The 22,956-nt window shown below is 67.4% G+C and carries 22 protein-coding genes; 12 read left to right on the top strand and 10 right to left on the bottom strand.

Annotation, left to right across the window (positions count from 1 at the left end; genetic code table 11):
• Window positions 1–91: 91 nt before the first annotated feature.
• A complete protein-coding gene (locus tag ACTDI4_RS21600; RefSeq protein ID WP_442843096.1) occupies window positions 92–766 on the top strand; it encodes a GntR family transcriptional regulator in 675 nt (224 codons plus the stop codon).
• Between the two features lie 23 nt (window positions 767–789).
• Here ACTDI4_RS21600 and ACTDI4_RS21595 read toward each other — a convergent pair whose 3' ends face one another.
• A complete protein-coding gene (locus ACTDI4_RS21595) occupies window positions 790–1,470 on the bottom strand; it encodes a queuosine precursor transporter (protein ID WP_442843095.1) in 681 nt (226 codons plus the stop codon).
• Between the two features lie 87 nt (window positions 1,471–1,557).
• Window positions 1,558–1,854: a 50S ribosomal protein L28 gene (gene rpmB, locus ACTDI4_RS21590; protein WP_442843094.1), complete on the bottom strand. Its 297-nt coding sequence runs from the start codon at window positions 1,852–1,854 to the stop codon at window positions 1,558–1,560.
• A gap of 255 nt (window positions 1,855–2,109) precedes the next feature.
• Between rpmB and ACTDI4_RS21585 the strand changes: the two genes are divergently transcribed.
• Together ACTDI4_RS21585 and yddG are read left to right on the top strand one after the other, a co-directional pair.
• The gene (locus ACTDI4_RS21585) at window positions 2,110–2,895 is read left to right on the top strand and encodes a DUF3108 domain-containing protein (protein ID WP_442843093.1); all 786 of its coding nucleotides are present in this window, start codon (window positions 2,110–2,112) and stop codon (window positions 2,893–2,895) included.
• A gap of 28 nt (window positions 2,896–2,923) precedes the next feature.
• Window positions 2,924–3,817, top strand: coding sequence for an aromatic amino acid exporter YddG (gene yddG, locus ACTDI4_RS21580; protein ID WP_442843092.1), 894 nt, complete (start codon window positions 2,924–2,926; stop codon window positions 3,815–3,817).
• Window positions 3,818–3,830: 13 nt separating this feature from the next.
• Here the strand turns inward: yddG and speB are convergent, their stop codons facing one another.
• The 4 genes from speB to ACTDI4_RS21560 all read right to left on the bottom strand — a co-directional run bounded on the left by speB (window position 3,831) and on the right by ACTDI4_RS21560 (window position 7,751).
• Complete coding sequence (gene speB / locus ACTDI4_RS21575) at window positions 3,831–4,790, bottom strand: agmatinase (RefSeq protein ID WP_442843091.1); 960 nt, start codon at window positions 4,788–4,790, stop codon at window positions 3,831–3,833.
• A 95-nt stretch (window positions 4,791–4,885) separates the two neighbouring features.
• Complete coding sequence (gene gloB, locus ACTDI4_RS21570; protein WP_442843090.1) at window positions 4,886–5,653, bottom strand: hydroxyacylglutathione hydrolase; 768 nt, start codon at window positions 5,651–5,653, stop codon at window positions 4,886–4,888.
• Window positions 5,654–5,789: 136 nt separating this feature from the next.
• Window positions 5,790–6,803 carry an ornithine cyclodeaminase family protein gene (locus ACTDI4_RS21565; protein ID WP_442843089.1) on the bottom strand — a complete coding sequence of 338 codons (1,014 nt, stop codon included), beginning with the start codon at window positions 6,801–6,803 and terminating at the stop codon, window positions 5,790–5,792.
• Window positions 6,804–6,851: 48 nt separating this feature from the next.
• Window positions 6,852–7,751, bottom strand: a complete 900-nt coding sequence (locus ACTDI4_RS21560) for a LysR substrate-binding domain-containing protein (protein ID WP_442843088.1) — start codon at window positions 7,749–7,751, stop codon at window positions 6,852–6,854.
• A 729-nt stretch (window positions 7,752–8,480) separates the two neighbouring features.
• Here ACTDI4_RS21560 and ACTDI4_RS21555 point away from each other — a divergent pair.
• The 9 genes from ACTDI4_RS21555 to hydA all read left to right on the top strand — a co-directional run bounded on the left by ACTDI4_RS21555 (window position 8,481) and on the right by hydA (window position 18,215).
• Window positions 8,481–9,770, top strand: coding sequence for an ABC transporter substrate-binding protein (locus ACTDI4_RS21555; RefSeq protein WP_442843087.1), 1,290 nt, complete (start codon window positions 8,481–8,483; stop codon window positions 9,768–9,770).
• 68 nt (window positions 9,771–9,838) lie between these two features.
• The gene (locus ACTDI4_RS21550; RefSeq protein WP_442843086.1) at window positions 9,839–10,723 is read left to right on the top strand and encodes an ABC transporter permease; all 885 of its coding nucleotides are present in this window, start codon (window positions 9,839–9,841) and stop codon (window positions 10,721–10,723) included.
• Window position 10,724: 1 nt separating this feature from the next.
• Window positions 10,725–11,552, top strand: a complete 828-nt coding sequence (locus ACTDI4_RS21545) for an ABC transporter permease (protein WP_442843085.1) — start codon at window positions 10,725–10,727, stop codon at window positions 11,550–11,552.
• Between the two features lie 5 nt (window positions 11,553–11,557).
• Entirely contained in the window at window positions 11,558–12,745 is a 1,188-nt protein-coding gene (locus ACTDI4_RS21540) for an ABC transporter ATP-binding protein (protein ID WP_442843084.1), read from the top strand.
• Between the two features lie 198 nt (window positions 12,746–12,943).
• A complete protein-coding gene (locus ACTDI4_RS21535; protein ID WP_442843083.1) occupies window positions 12,944–14,320 on the top strand; it encodes an amidase family protein in 1,377 nt (458 codons plus the stop codon).
• A gap of 41 nt (window positions 14,321–14,361) precedes the next feature.
• Window positions 14,362–14,757, top strand: a complete 396-nt coding sequence (locus tag ACTDI4_RS21530; RefSeq protein ID WP_442843082.1) for a carboxymuconolactone decarboxylase family protein — start codon at window positions 14,362–14,364, stop codon at window positions 14,755–14,757.
• Window positions 14,750–15,643 (top strand): NAD(P)-dependent oxidoreductase, encoded by an 894-nt coding sequence (locus tag ACTDI4_RS21525; RefSeq protein ID WP_442843081.1) that lies wholly within the window; start codon window positions 14,750–14,752, stop codon window positions 15,641–15,643. Before ACTDI4_RS21530 ends, ACTDI4_RS21525 begins: the two co-directional genes overlap by 8 nt.
• Window positions 15,644–15,745: 102 nt before the next feature.
• On the top strand, window positions 15,746–16,687 hold the full coding sequence (locus ACTDI4_RS21520; RefSeq protein ID WP_442843080.1) for an N-carbamoyl-D-amino-acid hydrolase: 942 nt from the start codon (window positions 15,746–15,748) through the stop codon (window positions 16,685–16,687).
• Between the two features lie 73 nt (window positions 16,688–16,760).
• Complete coding sequence (gene hydA / locus ACTDI4_RS21515) at window positions 16,761–18,215, top strand: dihydropyrimidinase (protein WP_442843079.1); 1,455 nt, start codon at window positions 16,761–16,763, stop codon at window positions 18,213–18,215.
• Window positions 18,216–18,276: 61 nt separating this feature from the next.
• Here hydA and ACTDI4_RS21510 read toward each other — a convergent pair whose 3' ends face one another.
• The 4 genes from ACTDI4_RS21510 to ACTDI4_RS21495 are packed head-to-tail and all read right to left on the bottom strand — an operon-like array spanning window position 18,277 to window position 22,881.
• The gene (locus ACTDI4_RS21510; protein WP_442843078.1) at window positions 18,277–19,671 is read right to left on the bottom strand and encodes an MmgE/PrpD family protein; all 1,395 of its coding nucleotides are present in this window, start codon (window positions 19,669–19,671) and stop codon (window positions 18,277–18,279) included.
• Window positions 19,672–19,679: 8 nt separating this feature from the next.
• Window positions 19,680–20,840 carry an acyl-CoA dehydrogenase family protein gene (locus ACTDI4_RS21505; protein ID WP_442843077.1) on the bottom strand — a complete coding sequence of 387 codons (1,161 nt, stop codon included), beginning with the start codon at window positions 20,838–20,840 and terminating at the stop codon, window positions 19,680–19,682.
• The gene (locus tag ACTDI4_RS21500; RefSeq protein WP_442843076.1) at window positions 20,837–22,012 is read right to left on the bottom strand and encodes a CaiB/BaiF CoA transferase family protein; all 1,176 of its coding nucleotides are present in this window, start codon (window positions 22,010–22,012) and stop codon (window positions 20,837–20,839) included. Before ACTDI4_RS21500 ends, ACTDI4_RS21505 begins: the two co-directional genes overlap by 4 nt.
• On the bottom strand, window positions 22,009–22,881 hold the full coding sequence (locus ACTDI4_RS21495; protein WP_442843075.1) for an FAS1-like dehydratase domain-containing protein: 873 nt from the start codon (window positions 22,879–22,881) through the stop codon (window positions 22,009–22,011). The genes ACTDI4_RS21500 and ACTDI4_RS21495 overlap by 4 nt, the downstream gene beginning before the upstream one ends.
• Window positions 22,882–22,956: the final 75 nt, after the last annotated feature.

Here is a 22,956-nt window from a genome sequence, read left to right as displayed (position 1 = left end):
ATATATCAGGCATATATCTTGGCGCGAAAGCGGTTGTCAATCGGCTTTTCGGCTTGATATATCAAAGCCAAATCAATGGGGAACGCTGATATTGGACAAGAGCGGCAACGAGAGGCAGCGTGTCGAGCAGCCGGTCGAGCCGGTCAGCCTCAAGGCCTATCACGCCCTGGAGAGGATGATCGTCACGCTGGAACTGGCGCCGGGCGGCGTCACCACCGAGCGCGCTTTGATCGAGAAGCTTTCGCTCGGCCGCACGCCGGTGCGCGAGGCCATCCAGCGGCTTGCGTGGGAGGGGCTGATTTTCGTGCGCCCGCGCGCGGGCCTGGAAATCGCGCCGCTGCTGGCGGCCGACTGGCTGCGCGTGCTGGATGCGCGGCGCGGCGTCGAGATCGTGCTTGCCTGCTCGGCGGCGCGCGCCCTTACCCCCGAGACGGCGGCGCTTTTCCATGCCAACGCCGTGGCCATTCACGAGGCCGTTCTGGCCAAGGACGTGCTGGGTTTCCTGGCGGCGGACAAGGCGCTGGACGAGGCGCTCGCCCGCGCCGCCGACAATGAATACGCCGCGCGGGTCGCCGCGCCCCTGCAGACGCACAGCCGCCGTTTCTGGTTCCGCTTCCAGAGCGGCACGGGGCTGGCCGAATCGGCCGGCAATCACGTCGCGCTGATCCGCGCCATCCTCGAGCGCGACGAGGCGCAGGCGGGCGAGGAGGCTGACCGGCTGATGTCGCTGCTGCGCCTGCATGCCCAGGCCGCAGCCATGCGGTAGCTGCCGGAATTGATGCCGCTAGCTTATGCCGCCAGGGCGGGCTGGCTCCAGCGCGCGGCGATCAGCCGGTAGGGGATCAGCGCGAAGACGGCGATGGCGAGCTTGACCGAAAGGTCGCCCAGCGCCCACGACACCCAGCGCATCGTCTCCACGGGCGCCACCCCCATCAAGGGCGCGGCCTCCAGCGCGAAGGGTTCGTTCGGGCCGGCAAAGGCGAAGGCGGCGGAAAAGGCGATGGAGAAGAACACCGCCGTGTCGAACACCGAGCCGACGAGCGTGCCGAAGATCGGCGCGCGCCACCAGCTCTGCCGGCGCAGCCGGTTGAACACGGTGACGTCGAGGAGCTGTGCGGTCAGGAAGGCGGCGCCCGAGGCCATGGCGATGCGCGCCAGCCTCGCGGCCTGCGTCTCGAAGCCGACCAGGCCTGCGCGGAACAGCAGGGGCGGCACCACGATCGAGCACACCACCGCCGTCATGAAGCCGATGAAGACGATCCGGCGCGCGACGGCCGGCCCGTAGCGGCGGTTGGCGAGATCGGTGACGAGGAAGGAGAAGGGATAGGTGAAGGCGCCCCAGGTCAGGATATCGGCCAGCGAGAGACCGCCGACCGTGCCATGCATGGGAAATTGCACCAGCACGTTGGAGGCCACGACGACGATCGCCATGGCCGCCACGAAGGGCATGTATCTTTTCAGGAAATTCATTTTTTTAACCTGGGTGATGGAACCAGTGAAACGCCCTGGAGGGCGCTCCGGCAAGGCGGTCGTCCCCCGCCTGTATTTCCTAAGGCTTCAGGCCGCGGCCTGCTCGGCCAGCTTCTTGGCGATCTGCTTCTTGAGCAGGCGCGCGCGCGGCGACAGCTCGTCGGCGTCGGCCTTGGCCAGGAAGCCGTCGAGGCCGCCGCGATGCTCGACCGAGCGCAGCGCCGCCGCCGAGATGCGCAGGCGCACGTTCTGGTTCAGCGCTTCCGAGATCAGCGTGACGTTGACGAGGTTGGGCAGGAAGCGGCGACGCGACTTGTTGTTGGCGTGGCTGACATTGTTGCCGCTCATGACCGCCTTGGCGGTGAGTTCGCAGGTGCGGGACATTTTGCTACCTTCAGGTCTGCGGCCAAAACCTTCGTGCCCGCGCTGGACGGCGCGCGAATGGCGGAAGCGGCCTCATGGAAAAGTCGGGGGTTCCATAGTGGCATTTCTCGCAAGCGTCAAGCGCAAGCTGCCCGCAGCGGACGGCGATACCATATTAACGCCGGAATCGGGCCGGATGGAACCGCCGAGGGACATGGAAGGCCGCGTCGGCCGCAAAGATGCGCCGACGGCCGCAGACAGGGATTGCTTTCACGAATGTTCCTCCGCCGTTTCCTGATCGCGGCCCTGGCCGCCGCCGCCCTGCCCGGCGGTGCCCGCGCCGCCGGCCCCGAAGCCTTCCGCGGCGACTACACCGTGTCCTTCCTCGGCCTCACGGTGGCCCGCGCGAATTTTTCCAGCCGCTATGAGGGCGCCGGCTACGCCATTTCGGGCAGCGTCGCGGCCGCCGGGCTGGCGCGCATCTTCGACGACACCGAGGGCACGGTCACGGCTTCGGGGCGTCTGACCGGCAAGGGGCTGGAGCCGCGCGCCTTCCGCGCCGACTACACGTCGGGAAAAAAGTCTTCACTGGTCGCCATCCAGTTTTCGCGCGGCGCGGTCGCCTCCACCAAGGTGCTGCCGCCGCCGAAGAAGCGCGGCGACGACTGGCTGCCGCTCGGTGCCGGCGACCTGAAGGGGGTGACCGACCCGATCGCGGCCACCGTGGTGCGCGCGGCAAGCCTGGACGAGGTCTGCGGCCGCACCGTGAAGATGTATGACGGCGAGATGCGCGCCAACCTCAACCTTTCCTTCGTCGAGAAGGGGGCCATCGCGGTGACGGGTTATCGCGGCCCCACAGTCACCTGCCGGCTCGCCTTCCAGCCGGTGTCCGGCTATGCGCGGGAGCGCAAGGCGCTGAAATTCCTGCGCGACCGCAGCCGCATCATGGTGACGTTTGCGCCGGTCGGGCAAAGCGGGGTATATGCGCCCGTCCGCGCCACCATCGGCACCGAGATCGGCACCGTCACGGTCCGGGCGCGGCTGTTCGAGGCACTGGAATAGGCGCGAGGCGCGCCGGCAGGAGGAAAGCTTGGCGCGCGCGACCCTCATCGGCTTCTCGGCAGTGGCGATGTGGGCGCTGCTGGCGCTTTTCACCGACGCCTCCGGCACCATGCCGCCCTTCCAGCTCTCGGCCATGACCTTTGCCATCGGCACCTGCGTGGGGCTTGCCGCGCGCCTGTTCGTGCCGGCCGCGGCCGCACCGCAGAAGATTCCGCCGCAGGTGTGGGCGATCGGCATTCTGGGCCTGTTCGGCTACCACTTCTTCTACTTCACCGCGCTGCGCAACGCGCCGCCGGTGGAGGCGAGCCTGATCGCCTATCTGTGGCCGCTGCTGATCGTGCTGGGATCGGCGCTGATGCCGGGCGAGCGGCTGGCCTGGAACCATGTCGCCGGCGCGCTGCTGGGCCTGGCCGGCACCTTCCTGATCGTCACCAAGGGCGGCGTGCTCGCCTTCGACGCGCGCTACGGCTTCGGCTACGCCATGGCGGCGGTGTGCGCGCTGGTGTGGTCTTCCTATTCGCTGCTGTCGCGGCGCTTCCCCTCCGTGCCGACCACGATCGTCACCTGGTTCTGCCTGGCCACCTCGGTGCTGTCGCTGGCCTGCCATCTCGTGCTGGAGGAAACCGTCTGGCCCGGTTCGGCCGGGCAATGGCTGGCGGTGCTGGGCCTGGGCCTGATGCCGGTGGGCGCGGCCTTCTATGCCTGGGACATCGGCGTCAAGCGCGGCAACATCCAGGTGCTGGGCGCGGCAAGCTATGCGGCGCCGCTCCTGTCGACGCTGGTGCTGATAGCCTTCGGCTTCGCCGAGCCGTCCTGGCGCATCCTGGCCGCCTGCGTGCTGATCACCGGCGGCGCCGTGCTGGCGGCGAAGTCGCTGCTGTTCGCCCGCCGCCGCAGCGTGCCGGGCGAGGCCGGCGCGTGAGGCGCCGCCCCCCTCAAGCGTCCTTGTATTTGACGCCGGGCAGCACGCACAGCATCTCGTAGAGCAGGTTGGCGGCGGTGATGGCCGTGGTGCCGGTGGTGTCGAAGGGCGGGCTCACTTCGACCAGGTCGCAGCCGACCAGGTCGAGGCCGCGGCAGCCGCGGATCAGCTCGATGCCCTGGATGACGGTCAGCCCGCCGATCTCCGGCGTGCCGGTGCCGGGTGCATAGGCCGGGTCGAGGCTGTCGATGTCGAAGGACAGATAGGTCTTGTGGTTGCCGATGCGCTTCCTGATGTCGGCGATCAGCGGCGCCAGCGACTTGTGCCAGCACTCCTCCGCCGGCACGACGGTGAAGCCCTTGTCGCGCGACCAGTCGAAATCCTCGGCCGTGTAGCCGGTGCCGCGCAGGCCGATCTGGAACACCAGGTCGGGTTTCAGGCAGCCGTCCTCGTAGGCGCGGCGGAAGGGCGTGCCATGGGCGATCTTCTCGCCGAACATGGTGTCGTTGATGTCGGCATGGGCATCGACATGGATCAGCGCCACCGGCCCGTGTTTTGCGGCCATGGCCTGCAACACCGGATAGGTCAGCGTGTGGTCGCCGCCGATGGTCAGCGGGATGCAGTCATGCGCCAGGATGCGGGCGATGCCCTCGCGGATCAGGCCGACGGTGGCGGGCAGGTTGAAGGTGTTGATGGCGATGTCGCCGACATCGGCCACCTGCAGGCTCTCGAAGGGAGCGGCGCGGGTGGCCATGTTGTAGGGGCGGATCATCACCGATTCGGCGCGCACCTGGCGCGGGCCGTAGCGGGTGCCGGAGCGGTTGGAAGCGCCGATGTCCATGGGGATGCCGACGAAGCAGGCGTCCAGGCCCGCGGCGGTGGCCGCCTGCGGCAGCCGCATCATCGTGCCCGGGCCGCCGAAGCGGGGCATCTCGTTGCCGCCCATGGGCTGGTTGAACTGCCTGTCTGCCATGTCGGTCTCCCTGCGGCGCCGTCCGGGCGCCGAACAATTCACTACCCCTGTCGTCCCGGCGCGTCCATCGAACGCGCAGGAACGGCAGGCAAGAATCAGAAATTATCCTTGCGCTTGCGGATCTCGGCAAAGACCTCGGCGTCCGTGGCGTTCTCCATGCCGAGATTGCGGCGGATCGCCGGATCGGCCCAGCGCAGGAACGGATTGGTGGCCAGTTCCTCGCCGATCGTGGTCGGCAGCGTCGGCTTGTCGTCGGCCCGCAGCGCCTCGATCTTCCTGGCGCGCGCCTGCAGGGCGGCGTTGTCGGGGTCGATGGTCAGGGCGAACCTGGCGTTGGACAGCGTGTATTCGTGGCCGCAATAGACCGTGGTGTCGGCGGGCAGCGCGGCAAGCTTCTTCAGCGAATCGTGCATCACCTCGGGCGGCGCCTCGAACAGCCGCCCGCAGCCCAGCGCAAACAGCGTGTCGGCGGTGAACACCACCTTCGACCCGGGGAAGTGATAGGACACGTGGCCCGCCGTATGGCCGGGCGTGGAAATGACCTCCACCGTCTCGGAGCCGAACGGCACCGTCGAGCCCTGCCCGACCGTCTCGTCGATGCCGGGAATCTTGTCCTTCTCCGCCTCGGGGCCGACGATGCGCAGGCCGAAGCGCTGCTTGAGCGCCAGATTGGCCTCGACATGGTCGACATGATGATGCGTGGTGAAGATCAGCTTCGGCGTCCAGCCCGTGCGCTTGACCGCGGCGAGGATCGGAGCCTCCTCGGGGGCGTCGACCAGCGCGACGTCGCCCGTCGCCGGATCGCGCAGCAGCACGCCGAAATTGTCGCTCAGGCACATGAACTGTTCGACCTGGATCGCCATACTGAAACTCCTTGTCCGGTTGTCTTTTGCGGCAGACATAGGATGGCGGACGGTGGATGTCACGCGTCGGGGCGCAAGAACGCCCGCGGCCCTTTGCTGCGCCGCGGGCGATGCCCCGTGCCGCAGGGCGGGACCGTCAGGTCGAGATCATCTTCTTCTCGATGCCGACGCCGGCGGCGACCGCGCGCTCGTATTCCAGCGGCACCGTCGCCGAATCCTGCAGCGCTATGCCCGTGGAATCGAACAGGGTGATGTCGTCGTCGGAGGTGCGCCCCTTCTTGCGGCCGGTGATGACTTCGCCGATCTCGCCGGCGACGTCGTCTTCCGTGATGAAGCCTTCCGAAAGCGGCACGTTGATCTCGCCGTCCGTGCGGCACTGGCGGATGTCGTCGACGAAGATGCGGGCGCGCTTGAGGATCTCGCGCTCCAGCTCCTGGTCGCCCTTCTTGTCGGCGCCGACGGCGGCGATGTGGGTGCCCGGCGCGATCCATTCGTTCTTGACGATGGGACCGCGCGCCGGGGTGATGGTGACGACAACGTCGGCGCCGCGAACGGTCTCTTCCAGGTTTGTCGAGGGCCTGATCTCGAAGCTGTCGTATTTCGGCTGCTGCTCCTTGACGAAATGGTCGAGCGTGTCCTGGCCGCGGCTCCAGATGCGCACCTCCTTCCAGGGCCGCACGACATTGCATGTCGCCAGCGCGCCCTCGGCCATGTGGCCGGCGCCGACGATGGCCAGCGTGCGCGCATCCTCGCGGGCCATCCATTTGGTGGACACGGCGGCCGCGGCCCCGGTGCGCATGACGGTGTGGTAGCTGCCGTCGACGATCGCCAGCGGAAAGCCGGTCTCAGGATGCGTGTAGATCAGGATGGAGAACACCGTCGGCAGATTGAAGCGCTCGCGGTTCCACTCGCGTATGGAAACCCATTTGCAGGCGGCGGCGTGGGGCTCTTCGATGTAGGAAGGCATGGCTTCCCATTCGCCCGGGAAGCGGTCCAGCACGATATGCCCCTTCGGGTCCATGTAGTAGCGGCCCTCGCCATGCATGCGATAGGCCTGCTCGACGCAATCGTTGTATTCCTTCGGCGTCACGAGCCCGATCATCTCGCTGCGGCCGAGAATCAAGGTCTTTCGGTTGGCCCAGTTCTCCATCTGTACTTCCTCCCTGTTGGCAAGATGGTTCCCGGTCGAAGCCGGGGTTCAGTTGATCATGTAGCTCTTGCCCACCTGCATGCTGGTGTTGATGAAGCGCTGCATGGGCGCGGACAGGCTGGAGCGGCGCCAGGCCAGATGGGTTTCCACCAAAAGGTCCGTGGCGATGGGGCGGGCGACCACCGAGCCGCCGCCGCAGAAGCGCGGCAGGCCGCAGAACACGGTGACGCCGACGCCCGCCGTCACCAGCCCGAGAAGGCCGGTGAGGCTGGAGGCCTCCTGGCCGACGGTCATCATGCGGCCGTTGCGCTGGAAGAGATCGGTCATGATGCGCCGGAAGGTGGGCCACTCCGAGGTGGTGCCCATGACCAGCTCCTCGCCGGCCAGGTCCTCGACGGTGACCTCGGCCCTGGCGGCGAGCGGATGGTCCACCGGCATGAGCGCGACGAGACGGTGCTGGGCCACGGCGCGGGACTCGATTTCGGAACTGTTGAACGAGCCCTCGATGAAGCCCAGGTCGATCTCGCCCTGCAGGATGCGGTCGCGCTGCATGGGCGCGGTCATGTAGGTGAGCTCCAGCCGCACGTCCGGATCGGAGCCGCGGAATTCCCGCGTGATGTCGGGCACCAGCGAATGTCCGGTGATGGTCGTGTATCCCACCCGCAGGATGGCCTTCATGCCCGAGGCGAGAAGCTGCACGGTGTTCTCGGCCACGTCGATGCGGCCGAGGATCTCCTGCGCCTCCTCCAGCATGTAGCGGCCGCATTCGGTCAGCCGCACCTTGCGCGTGGTCCGCTCCAGCAGTTGCACCCCCAGCCGGTCCTCCAGTTCCAGGACGATGCGGCTGACGGCTGGCTGCGCCATGGCGAGGCGTGCGGCGGCACGGTGAAAATTGAGTTCCTCGGCTACGGCCACGAATGTGGCGAGATGCTTCACATCCGATTTCATCTTTAATGCCAATTCTATATCAAAATAGTAAGCAATAATTATTTCACAATCATTGGCTGAATGTCTAGCACATATGGCTATTGAGAGATTTCCCCTTGACGGGCGATGTTCTCTACGGATTAATGTAGGCGAAACAGGGCGGGACGGCGTGGTTTTCGGCGTCGTGCCCTGCTGGCGGAACCGCAGCTCGGGAGGCGGCGCAATCGCGCCGGACGCGCGGCGGAGTTTGGTATAGTGCCCTGCGTCCGGGGCGGTGCCAATCCGGTTTCGCCTGCATTTCGGTTCATGCCAGGCACTGGAGGGTGCCGCTGAATTCAGGGAGGATTGATGAGATCGAGGATCGTAGCGATGTAGGCGGCCCGTGGCCGGCCGCGGCCTGCAAAGGCCGTGCCCGGACGGTGCGTGTCCGTCGCTCGTGACGCTGGTTTTTGGCAGTGGTTCGTTCCGGTCGCCTTGGCGCGGCCCGGGGAGCTGTTTCCGTCACGGGCCTTCATGGGATTTGCGGCCGGCCTGCGGCCGCCGCGCGTTCCCGGCATAGACACCGTCCATATCCGGCGCGTACGCTCCCGGTTCGATACGATCAGCATGGTTCGAGGGAGGTCGGGCCGATCGGTGGCGACGGGCGCCGCCCGGCTCTCCCGCACTCAGGTTGCCGAACCGGTATCGGCAGATGGCCGGACCGTCGGGTCAACGCATATGCGGAAGGCTGCAAAAAATGGGAGAGAGAAAATGACGAAATCATCCGGGACTATTTCTGACAGGAAAGTAACGCGCAGGTCCGTGCTCAAGGGCGGCGCGGCGCTGACCGGCATCACCGCGGTCACCGGCTTCCCGATGGTCTGGGCGCAGAACCTGAAGGACATCACGCTCAACCACACGGGCATGTCCTATTCCACCATCGCCGACATCGCCCGCCAGGCGAGCCAGGACCTGGGCTTCAAGGTGGAGATGTCGGTCGTCGACCATCCGGGCCTGCTCAACCGCATGGTCAACGACCCGAAGTCGATCGACATCGCCGACATGGAAATCTGGCAGAGCAAGGCGGCCGTGCCGCAGGGCGTCACCCAGGCCGTCGAGATCGCCAAGATCAAGAACTGGGGCCAGTTGACGCCGCTCTATACCGAGGGAACCTTCGACGGCAAGGAAGTGTCGCGCGAAGGCGACGCGCCGATCGAGTTCATCTACCGCGACGCGATCGACTCCACGACCTTCGCCAGCGGCAAGACCGATTTCGCCTCCTTCGTGCCGAGCGTCTTCAACGCCGACACGCTGGGCATCCGCCCCGACCTGGTCGGCCGCGACATCACCACCTGGGCCGACCTGATCTCGCCGGATTTCAAGGGCAAGGCCGCGATCCAGAACATTCCCACCAACGGCATCATGGACGCCATGATGGCGCTGGAGGCGGCCGGCGAGGTCAAATACGGCGACAAGGGCAACCCCACGCAGGACGAGATCAGCCAGACCATCGCCCGGCTGATCGAGCTGAAGAAGGCCGGTCACTTCCGCGCCCTGTGGAGCACGTTCGACGAAAGCGTGAACCTGATGGCCGCCGGCGAGGTCGTCATCCAGTCGATGTGGTCGCCGGCGGTCACCGCGGTTCAGACCCAGGGCATCAAATGCACCTACCAGCCGCTCAAGGAAGGCTACCGCGCCTGGGGCAACGGCCTGGCGCTGATGTCGCATCTGGACGGGCTGCGCCGCGACGCGGCCTACGAATATCTGAACTGGTTCAACTCCGGCTGGGTCGGCGGCTTCATCGCCAAGCAGGGCTACTACAGCGCCAATGTCGAGACGGCGAAGGCGGCCCTGTCCGAAAACGAGCGCGGCTTCTTCTACGAGGGCAAGGCGGCCACGGCCGACATCACCAGCCCGACCGGCGAGAAGACCAACTCCAAGGGCGACGTGCGCGACGGCGGCTCGTTCGAGGATCGCTTCTCCAAGGTGGCCGTGTGGAACAACCTCATGGACGAGGCCGAGTTCCTCTACGCGAAGTGGAACGAGTTCAACGCCGCCTGAGCAGGCGCGGTCTCGCAAGAAACATCCGGCGGCCACGGCCGCCGGATCCCTCCGGCGGAAACAGGAAAATGGCCACAAGCGGCAGTTCTAACAACAGCAAGGTCGGCTTGCTGACATATCTCCAGGTGGCGCCACTGACCGTGGTGCTGGCCCTGTTCTTCGTGGTGCCGATCGCGCTCGTGGTGACGGTGAGCTTCTTCCGTTACCAGATGCTGGTCGGGATCGTGCCGACCTTCACGCTGAAGAACTACATCGACATCATCAACAACCCGACCAGCTGGACGCTGTATCTGTCGACGCTGAAGTTCACGCTGATCGTGCTGGCCATCACCTTCGTGCTGGGCTTCTGGATCTCCTACTTCCTGGTCTTCCATGTACGCAGCCTCATGGTGGCGATCGGGCTGTTCCTGGTCTGCACGGTGCCGTTCTGGACCTCCAACATCATCCGCATGATCTCGTGGCGGCCGGTGCTGGGCAAGGAAGGGCTGATCAACAGCGCCCTCATCAATGCTGGGGTCATCGACCAGCCCTATACCTGGCTGCTCTATTCGGACTTCTCGGTGGTGGTGGCCTATGTGCACCTGTTCACGCTGTTCATGATCGTGCCGATCTTCAATTCGATGGCCCGCATCGACAAGTCGCTCCTGGAAGCGGCGGTGGACGCCGGCGCCAGCCGCTGGGGCACCGTGTGGAACGTGGTGCTGCCGCTGTGCAAGACCGGCATCGCGCTCGGCTCCCTCTTCGTGGTGACGCTGGTCATGGGCGACTTCTTCGTCGTCACGGTGATGAGCGGCGGCCTCTCCGGCTCGGTCACGTCGGGCATGTTCAACGACCTGCAATTCCTCAACTACCCGCGTGCGGCCGCCAATGCGGTGATCCTGCTGATCGTGGTGCTTCTGATAGCGACCGCGATCTTCCGGCTGGTCGACGTGCGCAAGGAACTGGTGAGATAAGATGTCGGCTTCTCCTTCCTACGGCAGCCGGCCGTGGACCTTCTACGTGCTGGCCCTGCTGTTCACGCTCTTCGTGATATTCCTCTACGGGCCGATGCTGTCGGTCCTGATCCTGTCGTTCCAGGGGCCGTCGGCGTCGCTGGTCTTCCCGCTGCGCGATCCTTCGCTGATGTGGTTCGACGAGCTGTTCAGCCCGCGCCGGACCGGCGACGTGGTGGGGGCCTTCAACCGCTCGCTGCCGCTGGCGCTGATCGTCATGGTGGCGACGGTGCTGATCTCGGTGACGGCGGGCTTCGGCTTCCGCCGCCGCTTCCGCGGCTCGTCGGTCATCTTCTATGCGGCGATCGCCAGCCTGATCGTGCCGGGCCTGGTGCTGTCCATCGGCATCCTGGTGACCTTCCGCTATCTCGGCCTGCCGGCGAGCTGGTACGGCTCGGCGCTCGGCGCGCATCTGAGCTGGTCGCTGCCGTTCGGGCTGCTCATCATGTTCTCGGTGCTGGGCCGGCTCAATCCCTCCTACGAGGAGGCTGCCTTCGACCTGGGCGCGACCAAGTGGCAGGCGGTGAAGAACGTCGTCGTGCCCATCGTGTTCCCGGGCATGATCGCGGTGGCGCTGTTCGGGTTCACGCTCTCCTATGACGAGTTCCCGCGCAGCTGGCTGACGGTCGGCACCAAGAACACGCTGCCCCTCGAGATCTGGACGATGACGACCAACGTCACCTCGCCCGCGCTCTATGCGCTGGGAACGGTGACCACCGTGGTCTCCTTCATCGTCATCGCGCTGGCCCTCGGGTCGATCCTCTTCATCCAACGCAAACGGTCCCGATAATGAACATGACGAACACCAACCCCAGCGCGACCGCGAGCCGTTCCTCCCAGCAGGGAACGGGCGAGATCCGCCTCGTCAACGTCGCCAAGAAGTTCGGGGCCTTCGACGCGGTCAAGAACATCAACCTGACCATCCCGCACGGCTCCTATTGCTGCCTGCTCGGCCCCTCGGGCTGCGGCAAGACGACGATCCTGCGGATGATCGCCGGCCACGAATCCCCCTCCTCGGGCGAAATCTACATCGGCGACGACATGGTCGTGGGCAAGGCGCCGGTGGAACGGGGCACGGCGATGATGTTCCAGAGCTATGCGCTCTTCCCGCATCTGTCGATCCTCGACAACGTCGCCTTCTACCTCAAGATGCGCGGCGTCGGCAAAACCGAGCGGCGCCAGCGCTCGCTGGAGATGCTGCAGCGCGTGCAGCTCGACCACCTGAAGGACCGCATGCCGGCGCAGCTCTCGGGCGGCCAGCAGCAGCGCGTGGCGCTGGCGCGCTCGCTCATCACCAACCCGAAGGTGCTGCTGCTGGACGAGCCGCTGTCGGCGCTGGACGAGTTCCTGCGCCTGAAGATGCGCGGCGAGCTGAAAAGCCTGCAATCCGAACTCGGCATCACCTTCGTCCACGTCACCCATACGCAGCCCGAGGCCATCGCGCTGGCCGATCTGGTGGTGGTCATGGACACCGGCCGCATCGACCAGGCGGCCTCGGCCAGCGAGATCTTCAACCGGCCGACCACGCCCTATGTGGCGCGCTTCATGGGCGGACAGAACGTGCTTACCGGCAGGGTTTCCGGCGACGGTGCGGGAGGGCTGGCGCTCTCGAGCGCGGAAGGCTGGGTATTCCGGGCGAACGCCGATGGCGGGACGCACCGCAAGGACACGCCGCTTTCGATCACGGTGCGGCGCGACCGGGTGGCGCTGACCAGGGCAAACGGCCAGCCGGCCGGCTCCGCCGTCAACACCATCGACGGGGTGGTCGAGGCGACCGAATATCAGGGCAGCTACGTCAAGGTCACCATCGACATCGGGCCGAGCGGCCCGTTCGTGGCCCATGTCTCGGACGCCGCCTATTTCGCCGAGCCCGTCGGTCCCGGCGACCGGGTGTCGGTGAGCTGGGACGCCAACGACGTGCATCTGCTGAGTGAAGTCGATGCCGCCACCGGCAAGGATCGCTACACGGCTTCTCCGCATTGAGCGCGCATTGACGGGAAGCGGGCGCGAGCTAAACCAGGCATTCCGCTGCCGCATCGCTGACGGGCAACCGATGGCGATGCGGGGTGGGACCGGGTCCGACCGACCGCCGGAGCGGGCGGCAAGGCGGGGTGTCCTGCGTCGGGACCGGGCGTGATGGCCGCGGGATTGCGCCCGCATCAAAGACAGGTTGGACGTAACGTGACGGACATAGACAAGATCGCGGACCAGACCGCCGCCGAGATCGGCCTGGCGTACCGGGCCGGCAAGGCCGATCCGGTCGCGGTGACCGAATGTTTCCTCGACCGCATCGAGCGGCACTGGAGCGGCAACGCCTTCATCTCGCTGTCCCGCGACCGCGCCCTGGCGGAGGCGCGCGAGGCCGCAGCCCGCTATCGCGACGGCAGGCCGCTCTCGCCGCTGGACGGCGTGCCGATCGCCTGGAAGGACAATATCGACGTGGCCGGCACGCGCACCACGGCCGGCTCCGACCTGCTGCGCGACAGCGGGATCAAGCGCCAGGACGCGCCCTGCGTGGCCAATGCCACGGCGGCTGGCATGGTCAGCCTGGGCAAGCTGAACATGACCGAGTTCGCCTATTCGGGCCTCGGGCTCAACCCGCATTTCGGCACGCCGGCCAATCCGAACGACCCCAAGGTGGAGCGCGCGCCGGGCGGGTCGTCGTCGGGGGCGGGCGTGGCGGTGGCCGCAAGGCTTGCGCCCTGCGCGATCGGCTCCGACACGGGCGGTTCCGTGCGCGTGCCGGCCGCCTTCAACGGCATCGTGGGTTTCAAGACCAGCGAAGGGCGCATCGACAAGACCGGCGTCGTGGCGCTGTCGCGCACGCTCGACACGGTCGGGCCGCTGGCGCGCTCCGTGGGCGACTGCGTGCTGCTGGACGCGGCCCTGCGCGGCAAGCCTGCCAGCGATGTGCGCCGCGCCGGCCTGGAAGGGCTGACGATGGTCGCTCCCGACGAGATCGTGCTCGACGAGGCCGAGCCGGCGGTGCTGGCCAACTTCGAGCGTTCGCTCGATGCGCTGCGCGAGGCGGGCGTCGCCATCGTGCGCCGCAATCCCGCAGCCCTTGCCGGGGTGGCGGCGCTCGCCGCCCGCTACGGCACGCTGACTGCGGCCGAATCGTTCCACGACTTCCGCAAGCTGGTCGAGAGCGACGACGTGAAGCGCATGGACCGCCGCGTGGTCTCGCGCATCATGGGCGGCCGCAACATGACGGCCGATGCGGTGCTTGCCCTCCAGTCGGGCCGGCGGGAACTGGCCGCGCAACTGACGCAGGACCTGGACGGCGCGCTGCTGGTCATGCCGACGACGGCGATCGTGGCGCCCGAGGTGGCGCCGCTGGATGCAGACGATGCGCTCTTCTACCGCATCAACCTTCTGACGCTGCGCAACACCATGTTCGGCAACGTCCTCAACCTGTGCGGCCTGGCATTGCCGAACGGCAGCGACGGCAACGGCATGCCGACCAGCATCCTGTTCTCCGCGACCGGCGGCGAAGACGAGCGCCTGCTCGGCTACGGCCTCGAAATAGAGCGCGTGCTGACCGAAGCCGGCGCGTGAAAGTCCCGACCGCCTGCCGGTCCGAAACAAGGAAGACGAACATGTCGAGCAGCCGCCCCAGATCGGAAAAATTCGAACGCGGCGTCGTCACGCGCAAGGCGGTGCTCGGTTCGGACTATGTCGAGCGCTCGATCGACCAGGCCGACGACTTCAATTGGCCGATGCAGCAGCTCACCACCGAATGGTGCTGGGACGAGATCTGGAACCGGCCGGGCCTCGACCGCCGCAGCCGCAGCATCCTCAATCTCGGCATGCTGTCGGCGGCGAACCGGCCGCACGAGCTGAAGCTGCACATCCGCGGCGCGCTGAACAACGGTTTGAGCAAGGACGAGCTGAAGGAGATATTCCTCCAGGTGGCGGTGTATTGCGGCGTGCCGGCGGGCATAGACTGCTTCCGCACGGCGCGGGAAGTGTTCAAGGAGATGGGCATTGACTGACGCACCGGCTCCGGTCGCGTTCATCGGCCTCGGCATGATGGGGCTGCCGATGGCCGCGCGGCTGGTGCAGGCCGGCTTCGAGGTGCGCGGCTGCGACCCTTCGGGACAGGCGCGTGCGGCTTTCGAGGCGCGCGGCGGCAAGGCGTTCGCCAGCGCGGCCGAGGCGGCGGCCGGCGCGGGATATGCCGTCGCCATGCTGCCCAATAGCGACGTGGTGCGCCGGGCGCTGCTCGGGCCGGACGGCGCCGCCGCAGCGCTTGCGCCGGGGGCACTGGTCATCGACATGAGCTCGTCCGCGCCGCTGGCGACCCGCGCGCTCGGCGCGGAGCTGGAAGGGCTCGGCCTTGCCATGATCGATGCGCCGGTGTCCGGCGGCGTGCGCAAGGCGGCCGACGGCTCGCTTTCCATCATCGCCGGCGGCGATCCGCGCGACATAGAGCGTGCGCGGCCGCTGCTTGCCGCCATGGGCACGACGATCTTCGAGGTGGGTGCCGTCGGCGCCGGCCACGCGGTGAAGGCCCTCAACAATTTCGTCTCGGCCGCCGGACTTGCGGCCGCCTGCGAGGCGCTGATCGTCGGCGAGGCCTTCGGCGTCGAGCCGGGCGTGCTGGTGGACGTTCTCAACGCCTCCACCGGGCGGAACAATTCCACCGAGGTCAAGCTCAAGCCGTTCGTCCTGTCCGGCAGCTTCGCCTCCGGCTTCTCCATGGAGCTGATGGCCAAGGACCTGGCCACGGCGGCCGACCTCGTGGCGTCGCTGGATGTGGACCTGGCCGGCCCGGGCCGGGCGGCCGCGCTGTGGAAGGAGGCTTCGGCCAGCCTCGGCAAGGGCGCCGACCATACCGAAATCCATCGTTTTCTCGGCGGAGGGAAGGCGACGGCATGAGGCCTCTCCCGGGGCCCGCTCCGGGAAGGACCGCGAAATCGAGGCGCTGCAAGGCCGCCATCCGGCAGGCTCGCGCCGTTCCGAAGAGGAGGAGGAAAAACCATGTCCCGCATCGTGAAAGCGGCGTCCGCGCAAATGGGGCCGATCCCCAAGTCGCAGACCCGCAAGGATACCGTCGCCCGCCTGATCGCCATGATGCGCGAGGCCAAGGGCAGGGGCGCCGAGCTGGTGGTGTTCCCGGAACTCGCCTTCACCACCTTCTTCCCGCGCTGGCTGATCGAGGACGAGGCCGAGCTGGACAGCTATTACGAGAAGGAGATGCCCGGCCCGGAGACCATCGCCCTGTTCGAGGAGGCCAGGAAGCTGGGCGTCGGCTTCAACGTCAGCTATGCCGAGATGGTCATGGAGGGCGGCAGGAAGCGGCGCTTCAACACCTCCATCATCGTGGAACGCAACGGCGACATCGTCGGCAAGTACCGCAAGGTGCACCTGCCCGGCCATTCCGAGCCGCAGCCGGGCCGCACCCACCAGCATCTGGAAAAGCGCTATTTCGAGCCGGGCAATCTCGGCTTCGGCGTCTGGCGCGCCTTCGGCGGCGTCATGGGCATGTGCATCTGCAACGACCGGCGCTGGCCCGAGACCTATCGCGTCATGGGCCTGCAGGGGGTCGAGATGGTCATGCTGGGCTACAACACGCCCTTCGACCATACGGGCCATCCCGACATCGACGGGTTGACCAGCTTCCACAATCATCTTTCCATGCAGGCGGGCGCCTACCAGAACGGCACCTGGGTGATCGGCACCGCGAAATGCGGCAAGGAGGAAGGCTCCAGCATGGTCGGGCAGAGCGTGATCGTGGCGCCGTCGGGCGAGATCGTGGCCATGGCCGCCACGCTCGAAGACGAGGTCATCACGGCCAATTGCGATCTCGACATGGGCAAGCGCTACCGGCAGACCATCTTCGACTTCGCCCGGCACCGCGAGCCGGAGGCATACCGGCTGATCGTGGAGCGCAAGGGCGCGGTCCCGCCGCCGGAGAATTGAACGCCACGGGAGCGGGCGGGCCGTCCGCTCCCTTTTCCACCATCCACGCAAGTTGACAGGGAGAGGCAGCAGCATGTCGAAGGTTATCAAGGGCGGCACGATCGTCGCCGCGGATCGCAGCTACGAGGCGGATGTGCTGATCGAGGGCGAGACGATCGCCGCGATCGGGGAAAATCTTTCGGGCGACACGGTGATCGACGCCGAGGGCGCGCTGATCATTCCCGGCGGCATCGATCCGCACACCCACCTCGAAATGCCGTTCATGGGCACCACGACGGCCGAAACCTGGGAAAGCGGCACCTATGCCGCGCTGTCGGGCGGCACGACCCTGGTGGTCGATTTCGTCATTCCGGGCGAGGACGGCATGGTGAAGGCGCTCGATGTGTGGGAGGAACGGGCGGCGCGGCAAGCCTGCGGCGACTATTCCTTCCACGTCTCCATCACCGGCTGGTCGAAGCAGATCTTCGACGACATGGAAAAGGTGATCGGCCGCGGCGTCAACACCTTCAAGCACTTCATGGCCTACAAGGGCGCGCTGATGGTGAACGACGACGAGATGTTCGCCTCCTTCCAGCGCTGCGCCGCGCTCGGCGCGCTGCCGCTGGTGCATGCCGAGAACGGCGACCTCGTCGCGGCGCTGCAGCAGAAATACATGTCGTCGGGGATTTCCGGCCCGGAGGCGCATGCCTATTCGCGCCCGCCGGAGGTGGAGGGCGAGGCGGTCAACCGCGCCATCACCATCGCCGACGCCGCGGGCGTGCCGGTCTATATCGTGCATGTCTCGTGCGAACAGGCGCATGAGGCGATCCGGCGCGCGCGGCAGAAGGGCATGCGCGTCTTCGGCGAACCTCTGGTCCAGCACCTCACGCTCGACGAGGGCGAGTATTTCAACCAGGAATGGGACCATGCCGCCCGGCGGGTGATGAGCCCGCCCTTCCGCGACGCCGCACACCAGGCCTCGCTGTGGGCGGGGCTGCAGTCCGGCTCGCTGCAGGTGGTGGCGACAGACCATTGCGCCTTCACCACCGAGCAGAAGCGTTTCGGCCTCAAGGACTTCACCAAGATCCCCAACGGAACCGGCGGGCTGGAGGACCGGCTGTCTGTGCTGTGGACGAAGGGCGTGGAGACGGGGCGCCTGACGCCGAACGAGTTCGTGGCGGTGACGTTGACCAACATCGCCCAGATCCTCAACATCTACCCGCGCAAGGGCGCCATCCTGCCGGGCTCCGACGCGGACCTGGTGGTGTGGGACCCCAAGGCGTCCAAGACGATCAAGGCCGCCACGCAGAAGTCGATCATCGACTACAACGTCTTCGAAGGGGTGCAGGTGTCGGGCCTGCCGCGCTACACGATCTCGCGCGGCGACGTGGTGTGGGGCGACGGCGCCAACGAACCGCGCCCGGGTCGAGGCAAGCACGTCAAGCGGCCGGCCTTCCCGGCGGTCGCCAAGGCGCTGTCGACCTGGAAGGAACTGACCGCGCCGCGCGCCGTCAACCGCTCGCCCGAGCACATGCCGATCGGCGTGTGAGGACTGAATCGGCAGAGGGCGGGTGCATGGCGCCCGCCCTCTGCGCCGATCGTTTCGCCTCTCATCTGGAGCGGAGCAGGCCAGCCAGACTGTTGGCCGAGGCGATCGACCACAGGCGCGGCAGCAGCGCGTCCAGTTCGGCCGGGCCGACCGTCTTGCCGTAGAGCGCCAGCCGGCGCGCCTTGGCGTCGATCTCGTCGCGGCTCAGCGTGTTGCCGGGGTCGCCCTTGGGCTCGTTGACCCGCCCGCTCAGGCGCTCGCCCGCCGCCGTCGTCACCGACACCTTGCCGATCCAGCGCACCGGATAGGCCGCGTCCACCTCGGCGTCCAGTTCCATGCCGACGCGGTCGAGGAAGGTGCGCGCCACCGGGTCGGACAGAAAACCGTCGAACTCGGCCATGCCGGCGCGGCGATGCGCAGCGATCAGGCCGAGGGTGGCCGGCATGGAGAACTTCGCCTGGTGGACGCTGACCGGGTTCGTCACCGGACCCAGCACGTCGAGCGCGCCCTGGTGCACATGCGCGGTGACGCGGGCGATGTCCTGCGGCTTCAGATCGTGGGCCTCCACCACCGCCAGCAGCGCGTCGGCGGCCGGATGGGTGTGGCGGCAGGAGGCATGGAACTTGAAGGAGGTTTCCAGCACCGTCCAGCGGCTGCCCAGCCGGTCGGTGAGCCTGGCCGGATCGGCATCCGACGACATGCCGGCGGCCATGCCCTGCGCCCCTTCCAGGATGCGCCTTGCGCCGGTGAAGCCGTCGCGCGCCAGATAGGCGGCGCTCAGCCCGTCGGCGGCGGCCTTGGCGGTGTGCAACTGCTTGGAATCGGCGGCGTCGCGCAGGAACTCCCACAGCCCGGCGGCCTGCGTGCCGGCCGAGCCGAGCGCGTTCAGCATGGCCTGCGCATCCAGCCCGAGGATGCGGCCGGCGGCGACGGCGGCGGCGATGGTGCCGGCCGTGCCGGTGGTGTGGAAGACGCGGTAGTGCGAGCGGCCGAGGAATTCGCCGACGCGGATGCCCACCTCGTAGCCGGCGACGCAGGCGGCGGCGAAGTCGCGTCCCGAGGCGCCCTCGGCCTGGGCCGCGGCGAGCGCGGCCGGGAAGACGACCGCGGCGGGGTGGAAGACCGAGCCGTTGTGCACGTCGTCCTGCTCGGAGATGTGCGAGGCGGCGGCGTTGACCAGCGCGGCGAACAGCGGCGAGGTGGTGCGGCCGCTGGTCAGGATCTCGGCGGGGCCGGAGGCCGGGCCCATGCGCCCGGCGAAGCTTTCGAGCGCGGCGATGGCGCGCTGGCCGGCGCCCGAAAGCGCCGAGCCCGCCCAGTCCACGAAGAAGTTGACGCAGCGGTCGACGACCTCGGCGGGGATGTCCTCGAAGCGCAGGTTAGCGGCGAAGGCGGCCAGATCGGCGCTTTCATGGCCGGTGGCCCGGCTCATCAGCGGATTGCGGGTCTCGGTCATGGGGTGCCTCAGAACGAGCGCGGCAGGCGCAGAATGTGCTCGGCCACGTAGGACAGGATGAGGTTGGTGGAGATGGGCGCCACCTGGTAGAGCCGCGTCTCGCGGAACTTGCGCTCGACGTCGTATTCGGCTGCGAAGCCGAAGCCGCCGTGGAACTGGATGCAGGCGTTCGCCGCTTCCCACGAGGCGTCGGCGGCGAGCAGCTTGGCCATGTTGGCCTCGGCGCCGCAGTCCTCATGCGCGTCGAACTTGCGCGCCGCCTCGAAGCGCATCAGGTTGGCCGCCTCGACATTGACATAGGCGCGCGCGATGGGGAATTGCACGCCCTGGTTCTGGCCGATCGGGCGGTCGAAGACGATGCGTTCCTTGGCGTAGTTTGCCACCTTGTCGATGAACCAGTAGCCGTCGCCGATGCATTCGGCCGCGATCAGCGTGCGCTCGGCATTGAGCCCGTCGAGGATGTAGCGGAAGCCGCGCCCTTCCTCGCCGATCAGGCTGTCGGCCGGGATTTCCAGGTTCTCGAAGAACAGCTCGTTGGTCTCGTGGTTGACCATGTTGCGGATGGGATTGACGGTGAGGCCGTTGCCGATGGCCTGGTGCAGGTCCACCAGGAAGATCGACAGGCCTTCCGACTTGCGCTTGACCTCGGCCAGCGGCGTGGTGCGGGCAAGCAGGATCATCAGGTCGGAATGCTGGATGCGGCTGATCCACACCTTCTGGCCGTTGACGACATAGCGGTCGCCCTTCTTCACCGCCGTGGTCTTGAGCTTGGTGGTGTCGGTGCCGGTGGTGGGCTCGGTCACGCCCATGGACTGCAGCCGCAACTCGCCCGAGGCGATCTTCGGCAGGTAATAGTCCTTCTGGGCCTTGGAGCCGTGGCGCAGCAGCGTGCCCATATTGTACATCTGGCCGTGGCAGTGGCCGGCATTGCCGCCGGAGCGGTTGATCTCCTCCATCACCACGGTGGCTTCGGTAAGACCAAGGCCTGAGCCGCCATATTCTTCCGGGATCATGGCGGCGAGCCAGCCCGCCTCGGTGAGCGCGTCGATGAACTCGACCGGATAGGTGGCCTTCTCGTCGTGAGCGCGGTGATATTCGGCGGGGAAGCGGCTGCACAGGTCGCGCAGCGCCTCGCGCATTTGCTGGTGGCGGTCGGGTCTGGGGATCATGCGGGTCTTTCGTCCTTGAAAGCTGAAAGGTCGTCCGGCGCGATGCCGAGTTCGGCCAGGATGGCTTGCGTGTGCTCGCCCAGCGCCGGCACCGGGTCGAAGCGCGGTTCCCAAGCCGCGCCGCTGACCGGCTTCAGGCCCGGCAGCGTTCCGGCCGGCGAGCCGAACTCGCCCCAGCGGTTGCGTGCGGCAAGCTGCGGATGTTGCCAGAGCGCGGCCATGTCGCTGACCTGGGCGGTGCCGATGCCGGCCTTTTCGAGCCGCGCCATCGCCTCGGCGCTGGCAAGGGCCGACAGCACCTCGACCAGCACCGGCTCGATCACCTCGCGATGGCCGGCGCGGCCGGCATTGCCCTTGAAGCGGGGATCGGCGGCCATGTCCGGCCTTTGCAGCACGATCTCGGCAAAGGCCGCCCATTCACGGTCGTTCTGCAGGCCGAAGAACACCATGCCGTCGGCGGTTTCGTATGGCCCGTAGGGGTAGATGGTGGCATGGCCGGCGCCGGCGCGCGGCGGGGGCGGGGCGCCTTCGAAGGCGAAATACATGGGAAAGCCCATCCATTCGGCCATGGCCTCCAGCATCGACACCTCGATGTGGTCGCCCTTGCCGGTATTGGCGCGGTGGAGCAGCGCGGCAAGGATGGAATGGTAGGCGGTGACGCCCGAGGCTATGTCGGCGATGGAGATGCCGGCCTTGGCCATCTCGGCGGACGAGCCCGTCACCGAAAGGAAGCCGGCCTCGGCCTGCACGAGAAGGTCGTAGGCCTTGCGCTGCGCGTGCGGGCCGCCGGGGCCGTAGCCGGAGATCGAGCAGGTGACGAGGCGCGGGTTCGCGGCGCGCAGATCGGCGGGCGCCAGGCCGAGCCGGTTGACGGCGCCGGGGGCCAGGTTCTGCACGAGGATGTCGGCGCGCGCCACCAGCTTGCGCAGGGCCTCGACCGCCTCGGGCTGCTTCAGGTCGAGCGCTAGGCTTTCCTTGGAACGGTTGGTCCAGACGAAATGGCTGGAGAGGCCGCGCACGCGGGTGTCGTAGGCGCGGGCGAAGTCGCCGCCGTCCGGCCGCTCCACCTTGATGACGCGGGCGCCCTGGTCGGCCAGCAGGCGGGTGCAGTAAGGGGCGGCGATGGCCTGCTCCAGCGAGACCACCAGCAGGCCGTCGAGCGGGCGGCTCATCGGCGCTCTCCCGCCATGTCGAGTTGCACCTGAGCCGTCATGCAGGTCCGCCCGGCGGCATCCGCCGCCCATAGCTTTATCCTGCCGTCGGCATCGGGAAGGTCTGCGTTCACGCTCATCGGCCGGCCGTCGAACAGGGGCGACGCGGCGCGGAAGGAAAAGGCGGCGATGCGGCGTTGCGGCAGGTTGCGGCGCACCAGGTCGACCAGCAGCGTGGCGATGAGCGGCCCGTGCACGATGAGGCCGGGATAGCCTTCCTCCTTCGTCACGTAGTCGCGGTCGTAGTGGATGCGGTGGCCGTTGAAGGTCAGCGCCGAATAGCGGAACAAGAGCACGGGGTCGGGTGTCAGCGTGCGGCGCCACTCGCCCTTCGGGGCGGCGGCCGTGTCCGGCAGCGTCTTGGCGGCCGGCCCCTGAAGGCCGCGATAGACGATGTCGTGCTCGTCCACGATCGCCACCGGGCCGCCCTTACCGGAAATCTCGTGGCGCACGGTGACCAGCACCAGCGGCCCGGACGCACCCTGCTTGCGGGTCGCCGCGGCGATGGTCGAGCGGCGGTGGATCGTGGCGCCGACCGGGATGTCGTGGGCGAAGGTAATGCGGCTGCCGGCCCACATGCGGCGCGGCAATTCATGCACCGGCGGCAGGAAGCCGCCACGCATGGGATGGCCGTCGGCGCCCAGGCCCGATTGCGGCGCGTCGGGAAGGAAATAAAGCCAGTGCGCCAGCGGCGGCAGCGCCGTGCCCGGGGCATGCGGCGGGTCGTTGCGGTCCAGCGTCGCCGACAGGCGGTTGAGCGGGCTGGGCGTGACGATGTCCTCGGCCTCTTCGCTGCGGCCGATCCAGGCGGAATAGTCGGTTTCTTCCACGGTCAATCACCTTGCGGGTTCGCTTGCGCTTCCTCTTATCGCATGAAGTATATGCGCGCGTAGACGTATTTGCCG

The organism is Mesorhizobium sp. PUT5, assembly GCF_052216645.1.
GTDB lineage: Bacteria > Pseudomonadota > Alphaproteobacteria > Rhizobiales > Rhizobiaceae > Mesorhizobium.
This window is presented reverse-complemented; position numbering and strand designations above follow the sequence as displayed.